General features: G+C 66.1%; 8 protein-coding genes. 5 read left to right on the top strand and 3 right to left on the bottom strand.

All coding sequences use genetic code 11. The annotated features are described in order from the left end of the window. Positions 1-82: 82 nt before the first annotated feature. Positions 83-4,132 (top strand): phosphoribosylformylglycinamidine synthase, encoded by a 4,050-nt coding sequence (gene purL, locus DVB37_RS15505; RefSeq protein WP_120157517.1) that lies wholly within the window; start codon positions 83-85, stop codon positions 4,130-4,132. Positions 4,133-4,255: 123 nt separating this feature from the next. Here purL and DVB37_RS15500 read toward each other — a convergent pair whose 3' ends face one another. Continuing rightward, the gene (locus DVB37_RS15500; protein WP_046806943.1) at positions 4,256-5,164 is read right to left on the bottom strand and encodes a LysR substrate-binding domain-containing protein; all 909 of its coding nucleotides are present in this window, start codon (positions 5,162-5,164) and stop codon (positions 4,256-4,258) included. A gap of 284 nt (positions 5,165-5,448) precedes the next feature. On the opposite strand from DVB37_RS15500, the gene DVB37_RS15495 reads away from it, so the two are divergent. Then, positions 5,449-7,077 (top strand): methyl-accepting chemotaxis protein, encoded by a 1,629-nt coding sequence (locus DVB37_RS15495; RefSeq protein WP_046806942.1) that lies wholly within the window; start codon positions 5,449-5,451, stop codon positions 7,075-7,077. A 133-nt stretch (positions 7,078-7,210) separates the two neighbouring features. Here DVB37_RS15495 and DVB37_RS15490 read toward each other — a convergent pair whose 3' ends face one another. Together DVB37_RS15490 and DVB37_RS15485 are read right to left on the bottom strand one after the other, a co-directional pair. Further along, complete coding sequence (locus DVB37_RS15490) at positions 7,211-8,197, bottom strand: tripartite tricarboxylate transporter substrate binding protein (RefSeq protein ID WP_120156110.1); 987 nt, start codon at positions 8,195-8,197, stop codon at positions 7,211-7,213. A 19-nt stretch (positions 8,198-8,216) separates the two neighbouring features. Next, a complete protein-coding gene (locus DVB37_RS15485; RefSeq protein ID WP_046806940.1) occupies positions 8,217-9,170 on the bottom strand; it encodes an alpha/beta fold hydrolase in 954 nt (317 codons plus the stop codon). A 121-nt stretch (positions 9,171-9,291) separates the two neighbouring features. Here DVB37_RS15485 and DVB37_RS15480 point away from each other — a divergent pair, with 121 nt between their 5' ends. From DVB37_RS15480 to DVB37_RS15470, 3 genes are all read left to right on the top strand, one after another. Next, a complete protein-coding gene (locus DVB37_RS15480) occupies positions 9,292-10,209 on the top strand; it encodes a LysR family transcriptional regulator (protein WP_104145086.1) in 918 nt (305 codons plus the stop codon). Between the two features lie 156 nt (positions 10,210-10,365). Beyond that, positions 10,366-11,835 carry a M20 family metallopeptidase gene (locus tag DVB37_RS15475; RefSeq protein WP_046806938.1) on the top strand — a complete coding sequence of 490 codons (1,470 nt, stop codon included), beginning with the start codon at positions 10,366-10,368 and terminating at the stop codon, positions 11,833-11,835. Next, complete coding sequence (locus DVB37_RS15470) at positions 11,832-12,389, top strand: DUF1415 domain-containing protein (RefSeq protein ID WP_104145087.1); 558 nt, start codon at positions 11,832-11,834, stop codon at positions 12,387-12,389. The genes DVB37_RS15475 and DVB37_RS15470 overlap by 4 nt, the downstream gene beginning before the upstream one ends. The last annotated feature ends 86 nt before the right edge of the window (positions 12,390-12,475 follow it).

The following is a 12,475-nucleotide window of genomic DNA, read 5'->3' as shown; positions in this document are numbered from 1 at the left end:
GCTTCTTGAACAACAGCTCCGGGAAAACCCCCTAAACAGGTAAAATCACTTTTTGCACCCATCCTTATACGGCGCCCGCATCGTGTCCCTAGTTCAGCATCTGCCTGGTTCCTCCGTCCTGTCCTCCTTTCGTCGCGATCGCCTGTTGGCGCAATTGAAGGAAGCCGGCCTGCCGGTGGCCGACATCTCCGCTCGCTACGAGCACTTCGTCAGCACCGACGCCGCCTTGACGGCCGAACAGCAGCAACACCTGACCCAACTGCTGGATTACGGCACTCCCAGCACAGCCGACGCCCCGGCCAAGAGCCTGTCGCTGCTGGTCATTCCGCGCCTGGGCACCATTTCCCCGTGGGCCAGCAAGGCCACCGACATCGCCCACAATTGCGGCCTGTCGTCGGTGCACCGCATCGAGCGCGGCGTGCGCTATGTCATCACCCCCGAACGTGGCCTGCTTGGCACCAAGTCGTTTGACGACGCCATGCTGGCGCGCGCGGCCGACTGCCTGCACGACCGCATGACCGAAACCGTGGTCGACGCCAACTTCGACGGCCAGGCGCTGTTCCAGACGCTGGCCGGCAAGCCGATGCGCACGGTCGGCGTGCAGGCAGATGGCGTCAAGGCGCTGGCCGAAGCCAACGTGTCCTTGGGCCTGGCCCTGTCAGAAGACGAAATCGAATATCTGGCCAAGTCCTTCACCGACCTGGGGCGCGACCCCACCGACGTGGAACTGATGATGTTCGCGCAGGCCAACAGCGAACACTGCCGCCACAAGATCTTCAACGCCGAATGGGTCATCGACGGCCAATCGCAACCGAACACGCTGTTCGGCATGATTCGCGCCACGCACAAGGCGCAGCCGGAAGGCACGGTCGTGGCGTATTCGGACAACGCCGCCATCATGGAAGGCGGCCCCGCGCAGCGCTTCCAGGCCGGCGTGCCCGGCGTCACGGGGCAGGGCGCTGACGGCGCTAGGTACATCCGCCGCGACACCACCGTGCACACCTTGATGAAGGTGGAAACGCACAACCACCCGACCGCGATTGCCCCGTTCCCGGGCGCATCCACCGGCGCGGGCGGCGAAATCCGCGACGAAGGCGCCACCGGTAGGGGCTCCAAGCCCAAGGCCGGCCTGACCGGTTTTACCGTGTCGCACCTGCGTTTCGACGACGCGCTGCAACCCTGGGAAGCCGACCACCACGGCCTGCCCGAGCGCATCGCCTCGCCGCTGTCCATCATGATCGACGGCCCCATCGGCGGCGCGGCGTTCAACAACGAATTCGGCCGTCCCAACCTCTTGGGCTACTTCCGCTCGTTCGAGCAGACGGCAGGCGGCACGCGCTGGGGCTATCACAAGCCCATCATGATCGCGGGCGGCCTGGGCAGCATCGACGCCGGCCTGACCCACAAAGACGTGATTCCCCCCGGCGCGCTGCTGATCCAGCTGGGCGGCCCGGGCTTCCGTATCGGCATGGGCGGCGGCGCCGCCTCCAGCATCAGCATGGGCAGCAACTCCGCCGAACTGGACTTTGATTCCGTCCAGCGCGGCAACCCGGAAATCGAACGCCGCGCGCAAGAAGTCATCGACCGCTGCTGGCAGCAGGCCGAGAACAACCCCATCATCGCCATCCACGACGTGGGCGCGGGCGGCTTGTCCAATGCCTTCCCGGAATTGGTCAACGACGCCGGCCGTGGCGCCATCTTCGACTTGAAGCGCGTGCCGCTGGAAGAGTCGGGCTTGTCGCCCGCTGAAGTCTGGAGCAACGAATCGCAGGAACGCTATGTCCTGTCGATTCTGCCGAAAGACCTGGAACGCTTTGACGCCATCGCCCGCCGCGAACGTTGCCCGTATGCGGTGGTGGGCGTGGCCACTGAAGAACGCCAGCTGCGCGTGGTGGACGGCGAGGGCCTGCCCGGCCTGGACACGATCCGCCCGCAAGGCGAGGCCGAAGTGCGCCCCGTGGACGTGCCGATCGACGTCATCCTGGGCAAGCCGCCGCGCATGACGCGCGACGTGCGCCGCCTGCCGGGCGTGTCCGCGCCGCTGGATCTGGCAGGCATCGACCTGACCGAAGCCGCCTACCGCGTGCTGCGTCACCCCACCGTTGCCAACAAGTCCTTCCTGATCACCATCGGTGACCGTACCGTGGGCGGGCTGTCCAGCCGCGACCAGATGGTCGGCCCGTGGCAAGTGCCGGTGGCGGACTGCGCCGTGACGCTGGCCGACTACGAAGGTTTCCGTGGCGAAGCCATGTCGATGGGTGAACGTACCCCCATCGCCATGCTCGACGCCCCGGCGTCCGGCCGCATGGCCGTGGCCGAAGCGTTGACCAACCTGGCTGCCGCCGACGTGGCGCGCCTGGAAGACATCAAGCTGTCCGCCAACTGGATGGCCGCTTGCGGCGTCGATGGCCAGGACGCCGCGCTGTATGACACCGTGTCCGCCGTCAGCGAACTGTGCCAGGCCACCGGCCTGTCCATCCCCGTGGGCAAGGATTCGCTGTCCATGAAAACGTCCTGGGAACAGGACGGCGAGCAGCGCCAGGTGGTCGCGCCGGTGTCGTTGGTGGTGACGGCGTTTGCGCCGGTGGCCGACGTGCGCGCCAGCCTGACCCCGCAACTGCGTACCGATGCCGGCGACAGCGTGCTGATCCTGATCGACCTGGGCCGTGGCCGTCACCGCATGGGGGGCTCGATCCTGGCGCAGACGTACAACCAGATCGGCGAAACCGTGCCGGACATCGACGCGCCGCAAGACCTGCGCGCGTTCTTCATCACCATCCGCACGCTGGCCGAAGCCGGCACCATCCTGGCCTACCACGACCGTTCCGACGGCGGCCTGTTCGCCACGTTGACCGAAATGGCCTTCGCCGGCCGCACCGGTATTTCCGTGAACCTGGACATGCTGACGTTCGATCCGCAATCGGCGGACTGGGGCGACTACAAGATCCGCCCGGACCAGGTGAAGGTGCAGCGCGAAGAACTGACGCTCAAGGCGCTGTTCTCGGAAGAAGCCGGCGCCGTCATCCAGGTGCCCGCCGCGCAACGCGACGCGGTCATGCAAGTGCTGCGCGGCGCGGGCCTGTCGGCTCACTCGCACGTCATTGGCGGCCTGAACGGCGCCGACGAAGTCGAGTTCTACCGCGACGGCAAGAAGGTCTGGGGCCAGCCGCGCGCTGAACTCGGCCGCGCCTGGAGCGAAGTGTCCTACCGCATCATGGCCCGCCGCGACAACCCGGCTTGCGCGCAAGCCGAACTGGACGTCTGGAACGATACGACCGACCCGGGCATGAGCCCGAACGTGTCGTTCGACCCGCAAGAAGACATTGCCGCGCCGTTCATCAACACCGGCAAGCGTCCGCGCGTGGCCATCCTGCGCGAGCAGGGTTGCAACAGCCAGGTGGAAATGGCCTGGGCGTTCGACACCTCGGGCTTCGAAGCCATCGACGTCCACATGACCGACCTCTTGGCCGGTCGCGTGGACCTGGCGCAGATGCAGGGCCTGGTGGCCGTGGGCGGTTTCAGCTACGGCGACGTGCTGGGCGCCGGCGAAGGCTGGGCGCGCACCATCCGCTTCAACAGCCAGTTGTCGGATCAGTTCGCCGCGTACTTCGCGCGTCCGGATACGTTTGCGCTGGGCGTGTGCAACGGCTGCCAGATGATGGCGGCGTTGGCTCCGATGATTCCGGGCGCCGAGCACTGGCCGCGCTTCACGCGCAACCAGTCGGAAAAGTACGAAGCACGCCTGTCGATGGTGGAACTGGCCAAGTCGCCGTCCATCTTCTTTGCCGGCATGGAAGGCGCCCGCATCCCGGTCGCGGTTGCGCACGGCGAAGGCTTTGCCGACTTTTCCCAGCAGGGCGATGCCGGCCGCGTGCTGACCGCCGCGCGCTACATCGACAACCGTGGACTGGCCACCGAAGCCTACCCGTTCAACCCGAACGGCAGCCCGGGCGGCCTGACTTCCGTCACCACCGCCGATGGCCGCTTCACGGTGATGATGCCGCACCCGGAACGCGTGACCCGCAACGTCATGATGTCGTGGGCGCCCGAGAAATGGGGCATCGCCGACCAGGGTGGCACGTACAGCCCGTGGATGCGCATCTTCCGCAATGCGCGCGTCTGGCTGAAGTAAGCCCGGGGGCGGCAATGCCGCCGCCGTATGACAAGAAGGACGGGCCAGGGGCCCGTCCTTTTTTTGTTGTTGCCGGACGGGCGTTGCCCGTCCTTTTTGTTGTCACTGCGTCCGCTGTGACGCTTAACTGGCAGCCGCCCGCAGCGTTCCCGCTTCGCGTTCAAACTGGCTGGCCAGCTCTTCCGCCGCGGGTGTCAACGGCTGCGATGTGCGTTGCAGCAGCCCGATCACGTAGTCGGGCAGCGGGTCGGTGATGGGCACGATGTCGAGCTGTTCGCGCAGCATCCCGGTGGCGATCAACGTGGTCGGCAGCAACGCCATGCGGTCGCTGTTGGCCACCAGCGCCGCCGTGTCGATCACCCCGTCCGTGTGCATGTCCACGCGCGGCGTGCCCAGGCCGGCCTGCAAGAACACGTCGTACACCGACGCGCCGGGCTGGCCGGGCGGCCCCGCCACCGCGAACACCACGTCGCGCAGTTCCTGCAACGCCTGGGCTTGCCGCAAAGGGTGGTTGCGGCGCGCCGCGACCACCAAGGGGCAGGTCAGCAAGGCGCGTGCGGTCAGGTTCGGGTCGGCTTGGTCCGTGTTGACGGGGCAGATGGCGAAATCCAGTTGCCCATCGCGCAGCAGCGGCATCAGGGAATGGTAAAGGCCGCTGCGGCAGTGCAGTTCAACCTCGGGGTAGCGCTGCCGAAAGCGCTGAATCGCCGTGGGTGCCAGCAGCACCGAGGCCGCCGCCGAAATGCCGTATTGAACGGTACCCAGCCGTTCGCCCCGCATTTGCGCCATGGTGTCGCGGGCGCGCTTGGTTTCGTGAACCAGGTATTGCGCGTGCGGCAAGAAGCGCTTGCCGTAGTCGTTGGGCCGCATCCCCTTGGCGTGCCGGTCGAATAACGACAAGCCCAGCGTGCGTTCAAGACGCCGCAGGGACTTGGTCATTGCCGGTTGGGTTTGTCCGGTGGCGCGGGCTGCCGCGTGCACGCTGCCATGTTGCGTGACGGCAAGAAAATCGAATACCTGCTGCAACTTCATGTTGATGCCCCCTATTGCTCAGTCGAGCTTGCTGAAAGGTCCCCGGCTACTCATCCAAAGTGCTGACCGACCGTAGTTCATTAGCTGTCAAGGTAGCAAGCAAGAGCAGGGCGCCGCAGCCGTGTCCAGCGCATGCGGATTCAACACTGGCGCGGCTTGCGGGCCGATTGGGGCTTGCGAGGCATCGCCCGCTGACAATCTTTTGTAACGTAATGAGATATTTAACTTTTCGTTGCAACCTGCCGTAAACCCGTAGAGCGTAATGCAACCCGGAGTGGCTTTTCATGTTCAAGAACCTAAGTATTCGCGCAATCCTGACGACCGCCTTGGGCGTCTTTTTCGCGCTTTTCCTATTGACCGGCGTGGCCGTCTATCAACAATTGACCTCCAACCGCACCTCGATCGAAGTGCTGCTGGACACCAACCTGGTCCGCGCCAACGCGGTGGATGGCGCGGGCGCTGAACTGCTGCGCGCCCGCCTCGTGCTGCTGGCTGCGCAGAGCGCGCTGCTGGAAGGCAAGTCCATCGACAACATGGCCAGCATGCAGCGCCTGGATGGCTATACCAAGAAGGCGTCTGATTTGATCGACGCCGCTCGCAAGCTTCCAGAAACTACGGAAGTGGGTAAGCCGTTGTTCGACGGCGCGCTGGCCGCCTACGACGTCTATGTGCGCGACGCCATTGCGCCGATGGTGGCGGCCATTCGCGCGGGCAAGCCGCAGGACGCCAGCCGCCTGAACCTGGAAAAGGTCACGCCGCTGGGCATCCTGTTCACGCAGGCCATCCAGAAGTACGTGGATTACGCCGACGACGTGGGCCAGCGTGTGGCGCGCGAGGCGTCCACGCGCATCAATGGCGCGATCGTCGTGCTGATCTGTTTGTTGGTGGTGGTGGCGGTGTTGGTGGTCAGCCTGTACGCGATCTTTGCGCGTTCGGTGTTCCGTCCGCTGCACGAGGCCGGCCGCTTGTTTGACCGCATTGCCGGCGGCGATCTCAGCAACCGCATCGAGCAGCGTGGCAATAACGAAATCGGCGTGCTGTATGCCGCCGTCAAGCGGATGCAGGACAGCTTGTCGCGCACCGTGTCGGCCGTGCGCCTGGGCGTGGAAGAAATCCACACCGGCTCGCGCGAGATCGCGGCGGGCAACATCGACCTGTCGTCCCGCACCGAGCAGCAGGCCGCGTCGCTGGAAGAAACGGCCGCCAGCATGGACGAGCTGTCATCCACGGTGAAGAACAATGCCGACAGCTCGCGCAGCGCTTCGCAATTGGCGTCGGCGGCTTCGGAAGTGGCCACGCGCGGCGGCAAGGCCGTGGGCGACGTGGTGGGCACGATGCGCGGCATTGCGGATAGTTCCAAGCGCATCGCCGATATCGTGGGCGTGATCGACGGCATCGCCTTCCAGACCAACATCCTGGCGCTGAACGCGGCGGTGGAAGCGGCGCGCGCGGGCGAGCAGGGCAAGGGCTTTGCGGTGGTGGCCAGCGAAGTGCGCGCCTTGGCGCAGCGCAGCGGCCAGGCTGCCAAGGAAATCAAGGGCTTGATCGACGAGTCGGTGCAGAAGGTGTCGATCGGTTCGGACCAGGTGGAAGCCGCGGGCGCCACCATGCAGGAGATCGTGACGTCGGTGCGCCGCGTGACGGACATCATCAACGAAATCTCCAGCGCGTCGGAAGAGCAGTCGCAAGGCATTCAGCAGGTGAACCAGGCGGTGTCGCAGATGGACAGCGTGACGCAGCAAAACGCCGCGCTGGTCGAGCAGGCGGCCGCGTCCGCCGCGTCGCTGGAAGCCCAGGCGCAACGCCTGCGTGAAGCGGTGGCGGTGTTCAAGCTGCAAGCCGGCGGACAGGTGATCGATGCCGACGCCGCTGCCTTGGGCCGCAATGGCGAACCGGCGCTGCTGGGCGCCTGAGCCGGGGCGTCTTAGCCGGGTCCCCGACCGGGGAGCCGCAACCCAGCCTTTCCCAGCCTGCCCACGGCCGACCGCGACACCGCCGTCGGCCAATAAGAAAAGCGCCCCTCGGGGCGCTTTTCTCATTTCCGTCTTACTGGTCCAGCTGAATATTGGCGTCGGCGGCGACGTTCTTCCACTTCTTCACGTCGCTGGCGATCACTTGCTGGAATGCGTCCGACGAACCAGCCACCACCGTGCCGCCCAGGCTGGCCAGCTTGGCCTTCACTTCCGGCGTGTTCAGGGCCTTGACCGACGCGTCGTGCAGCGCCTTCTTCACGTCATCCGGCAACCCCTTGGGCGCCAGCAAACCGTTCCAGGCGTTGGCTTCGTAGCGCGGCAGGCCGGCTTCCTTGAAGGTGGGCGTGTCGGGCAGTTCGGGCGAACGCGCGTCGGCCGCGATGGCGATGGGCCGGATCTGGCCGCCCTTGATGTACGGCAGCGACGCCGGCACCGGTTCCCAGATCATCGACACCTGGCCGCTGATCACGTCGGTGAACGCCGGGCCCGCGCCACGGTAGGCGATGTGCATCAGCTTGGCGCCCGTCATCGACTTCATCAGCTCCATGGCCAGGTTGCCCAGCCCGCCCGCGCCGGACGAGGCGTAGGTGTACTTGTCCGGGTTGGCCTTGGACGCGGCGATCAGCGCGTTCAGGTCGGTGGCGGGAAAGTCCTTGGTCACGCTCAGCACGCCCGGCACCGTCACCAGCTGCGTGATGGCGGTGAAGTCCTGCACGGGGTCATACGTCAGCGACTTGTACACGGCCGGGTTGGTGCCGTGCGTGCTGGACGAAGCCAGCAGCAGGATGTAGCCGTCGGGCGCGGAGTCCGCCACGAAGCGCGTGCCGATCGAACCGCCCGCGCCGGCCTTGTTTTCAACGACCACGGTGGCGCCCAGCTCGGTGCCCAGCTGCGCGGCGAACACGCGGCCGATGATGTCGGCGGTGCCGCCCGGTGCAAACGGCACGATCAGGCGCACAGGCTTGGCGGGGTAGGCGGCTTGCTGGGCCGACGCGGCGCCGGCGGCCAGCGTGGCGCCGGTCAGCAGTGCCAGCGCGATGGTGGTTTTCTTGAAAGTCATCAGTGTCTCCAGGCGAAGGTTAGTCGAGGCTGCGGGCGAGCCAATCGACGATCAATTCGGCGATCTGGTCGCTATTGCGGTCCAGCATGCAGAAATGGGAATTGCCGGCGATGCCGGTGGCGGGCAGGTCCAGCACGTCGGCGCGCTGGCCGGCCGCGCGCAGCGCCGCCCAGTACGCGTCGGTTTGCGCGCGGTAGCGCTGCCAGGTGTCGTCGGCGCCAAAGTGGTCGCCCCATACCAGCAATTGCGGGGGCAGGCCGGGGGCGGCGGCGGCGGGCGTGCCGGTGGGTTCCAGCGCCACCACGGCGCGTACCGTGCTGGCGTATTCCTGGGCCAACAGCGTGGCGTAGCCGCCGCCCTGGCTGTGTCCGACCACGATGCACGGGCCGGTAAGGTCGAGCAGGGCGCGGTAGGCGTCCAGCGCCATCTCGCCATGCGTCAGCCAGCGCGGCACGAACTGCTTGGCGAACGTGTCGAAGGCCTCTACCGGGAATTGCTGCGCGGGATAGGCGCGGCGCGGCTGGCCGGCCGGTGCATAGCCGGCTTCCGAGCCGATGCGAAACAGGCGCCACGCCTCTTCCTTGGAGCGAAAGATGGGCGCGCTGTCGTACACCTGCGGGTACATGGCCCAGGACGCGCGGCCCCGTTCGGGCGCGTCGGATACGAAAACGTCATAGCCCGATTGCAGCAGCCGCCACAGCCAGCCCTGGCGTCCGTCCGGCGTGCTTTCCCATTGCGCGCCCGTCATGCCGCCGCCGTGCCAAAGCAGCACGGGGTAGGGGTGGCGCGGTTGTGCCAGCCGGTATTCCTGCACGTACAACTGCCCGACGGGGTAGCCGCCGTTCATGTCGATCAGGCGGGGCGCGTTGTCAACGACCTGCATTTGCTGCATGGGCACGCCGCCGGCCACGGCCTCGGCACCGCCCACGAAATGGCTGCGGATGGACTTGAGCAACACGGGGGAGTCGGGCATCAGGGTTTTCCAGAAGTCGATGTCGGGATGTTAGTTGCCAGATGTTTCTGGCTTGTGCAAAATGCGCAATGCCTGTGCCGAATCGGCACAGATGAAACAGGGCTGGGACGGAGCAATACCGATGGACACGAAATGGCTGGAGGACTTCGTCGCGCTGTCGAAGTCGCGCAATATGTTCCAGGCGGCCGAGGCGCGCAGCGTGACGCACCCGGCGTTCGGGCGCCGCATCAAGGCGCTGGAGGAATGGGCGGGCGTGCCGCTGGTGGAACGCGGCCATCAGGTGTCGACGCTGAACGCGGCCGGGCGCAGCATGCTGGCGGCGGCGATCGATGTGCTGGATATCCTGCGCGACACGCGCCAGGCCCTGCAAAAGCCCGAGCAGGAACGCAATCGAAAAATCACCATCGCGTCGGGCAAGACGCTGGCGCATTCGGTGCTGCCCGGCGTGATGGCGCGCGTGCAGCAGGGCATGGCGCCGTTTCAGCTCAAGGTGGTCACCACCACGCTGAACTACGGCGTGGACATGCTGGCCGATGGCGAAGTGGACTTTCTGCTGTGCCACGCGCACGAGCCGCTGTACGCAAAGATCGACAACCCCGGCTACCGCTGGCGCCGCGTGGGCGCCGACAAGCTGGTGGCTGTCAGCGCGCCGGTGGCGGCGGGCGGGCGGCATCCGCGCTACGCCGTGCCCAAGCTGCCGTCCGATCCGCCCGTGCCTTTTTTGGCCTATGCCGACAGCATGTCGCTGGGGCGCATCCTGGACGATCGGTTGCGGGGCTTGTGCCTGATCGGGCAGTTGCAGACGATGTACGAGTCGGACCTGGCCGACGCGCTACACGCCATGGCGCGCCAAGGGTTCGGGCTGGCCTGGCTGCCGCACACATTGATCGAATCGGATCTGCGCGCAGGCACCCTGGTGCGCGCCGACAGCGCCCGCAATGACATCCATATGGAAATCCGGATTTATCAATCGGTAGACAACGCCAAACCCCTGGCGCGCGATGTGTGGGGGCGTATCGAAGCGTACGCGGCTCGATGACGCACTTGCGTGGGGCGACGCGGACTGGGGGCGGCCATAAATGACGGCGAGCCGAAGCCGCCGACGCCGCGCCCGCTCCCCGCGATGCCGGCCGCGGGCATAAAATACCGGATTACCCCAATCCCGCCCCCCACGCACCCTACAGGATTCCGCGCCATGAACGCCCGTATCCCCGACGACGCCCTGCCGCCCACCCTTGATCCCGACGCCCTCCAGGCGTTTGTCGACGACAAGTGGGACAACGAAATCATCCCCGCGCTGACCGACTACATCGCCATCCCGGCCAAGAGCCCGGCGTTTGACGCCGACTGGGAAAAGAACGCGTTCATCGAACGCGTGGTGCGCGATGCCGCCGCCTGGGTCGAAGCGCAAAAGGTCTCGGGCCTGAAGCTGGAAGTGGTGCGCCTGCCGGGCCGCACGCCCGTCATCTTCTTTGACGCGCCCGCCACGCGTAGCGACAACGGCGACACCGTGCTGCTGTATGGCCACCTGGACAAGCAGCCGGAATTTTCGGGCTGGCGCGCGGGCCTGGGCCCGTGGACCCCCAAGTATGAAGACGGCAAGCTCTATGGTCGTGGCGGCGCGGACGACGGCTATGCCGTGTACGCCTCGCTGACGGCAATCATGGCGCTGGACAAGCAGGGCATTCCGCGCCCGCGCTGCGTGGGCATCGTGGAAACCTGTGAGGAATCGGGCAGCTACGACTTGCTGCCGTACGTGGACGCGCTGCGCGACCGCCTGGGCAACGTCGCCCTGGTGGTGTGCCTGGATTCGGGCGCGGGCAACTACGACCAGCTCTGGATGACGACCTCGCTGCGCGGCATGGTGTCGGGCACGCTGGAAGTGCAGGTGCTGGACGAAGGCGTGCATTCGGGCGATTCCAGCGGCGTGGTGCCGTCGTCGTTTCGCATCCTGCGCCATCTGCTGGACCGCCTGGAAGACAGCGCCACCGGCCGCCTGCTGCCGCAAAGCCTGCATTGCGAAATTCCCGCCGAACGCGTTGAACAAGTGGCCGCCACCGCGCGCATTCTGGGCGACGAAGTGTGGCGCCGTTTCCCCTGGAGCTGCGGCGCCGAAGGCGGCTTTGTGCTGCCGATGACGACCGAGCCCGAACAAGCGCTGCTGAACCGCACGTGGCGCCCGACCTTGTCGGTGACCGGGGCCGAAGGCCTGCCGCCGCTGTCCAGCGCCGGCAACGTGCTGCGTCCGCGCACCGCATTCAAGCTGTCGCTGCGCCTGCCGCCGCTGATCGACGCCGTGGCCGCCTCGCAGGAAATCAAGGAACTGCTGGAAGCCGACGCCCCCTACAACGCCAAGGTCATCTTCAAGGCCAACGAAGGCGCCGCCACCGGCTGGAACGCACCGGCTTCCGTGCCCTGGCTGACGCAGGCGCTGGACGCAGCGTCCCAGCAGTACTACGGCCAGCCTTGCGGCTATATCGGCCAGGGCGGCACGATTCCGCTGATGAGCATCCTGCAAAAGGGCTTTCCGAAGGCGCAGTTCATGGTGTGCGGCGTGTTGGGTCCCAAGTCGAACGCGCACGGCCCCAATGAATTCCTGCACGTGCCTTATGGCAAGAAGCTGACGGCCGCCGTTGCGCAAACCATGGCGGCCATGCCGGCATGATTTCGACTTCCGACGCTTATGCCAACGTGGTGGCTGAAACCCGCCACTGGCTGAATCAGGCCGTGATCGGCCTGAACCTTTGCCCGTTCGCCAAGGCGGTTCAGGTCAAGGACCAGATCCGCTTTGCCGTCAGCGACGCCACCGACGCCGAAGGGGTGCTGACCGACTTGCAGGACGAGCTTGCCCTGCTGGCCGAGACCGACCCCGAGAAGATCGACACCACCTTGTTGATCATTCCCGACGCGCTGGACGACTTCCTGGATTTCAACGATTTCGAGGACCTGTCCGACCGCCTGCTCAAGCGCATGCGGTTGGTGGGCGAATTGCAGGTGGCCACGTTCCACCCGCAATTCCAGTTTGCCGACACGCAGCCGGACGACATCGAGAACTACACCAACCGCGCGCCGTACCCAATCCTGCACTTGCTGCGGGAAGACAGCATCGACCGCGCGGTGGAGTCGTTTCCGGACGCCTCGGACATCTATGAAAAGAACATCGACACGATGAAAAAGCTGGGCCTGGAAGGCTGGAAAAAACTGATGACCCGGCCCTAGGCATCCATTTCGCCGTTTGCTTCGTATATGGGATGACACCCCGCGGGCTGCCCCCGCCGGGTAGACCCTTCCCACGACGCGACAGG

This window comes from Achromobacter sp. B7, from assembly GCF_003600685.1.
GTDB classification, from domain to species: Bacteria; Pseudomonadota; Gammaproteobacteria; order Burkholderiales; family Burkholderiaceae_B; genus Achromobacter; species Achromobacter spanius_B.
The sequence above is the reverse complement of the archived record's forward strand: the minus strand, read 5'-3'. Positions and strand labels throughout refer to the sequence as shown.

What these genes read in the sequence shown, in the direction of transcription:
- DVB37_RS15500 (WP_046806943.1), bottom strand. Translation starts at nt 5,164, where the DNA reads ATGAAGTTGCAGCAGGTATTCGATTTTCTTGCCGTCACGCAACATGGC.
- DVB37_RS15495 (WP_046806942.1), top strand. Translation starts at nt 5,449, where the DNA reads ATGTTCAAGAACCTAAGTATTCGCGCAATCCTGACGACCGCCTTGGGC.
- DVB37_RS15490 (WP_120156110.1), bottom strand. Translation starts at nt 8,197, where the DNA reads ATGACTTTCAAGAAAACCACCATCGCGCTGGCACTGCTGACCGGCGCC.
- DVB37_RS15485 (WP_046806940.1), bottom strand. Translation starts at nt 9,170, where the DNA reads ATGCCCGACTCCCCCGTGTTGCTCAAGTCCATCCGCAGCCATTTCGTG.
- DVB37_RS15480 (WP_104145086.1), top strand. Translation starts at nt 9,292, where the DNA reads ATGGACACGAAATGGCTGGAGGACTTCGTCGCGCTGTCGAAGTCGCGC.
- DVB37_RS15475 (WP_046806938.1), top strand. Translation starts at nt 10,366, where the DNA reads ATGAACGCCCGTATCCCCGACGACGCCCTGCCGCCCACCCTTGATCCC.
- DVB37_RS15470 (WP_104145087.1), top strand. Translation starts at nt 11,832, where the DNA reads ATGATTTCGACTTCCGACGCTTATGCCAACGTGGTGGCTGAAACCCGC.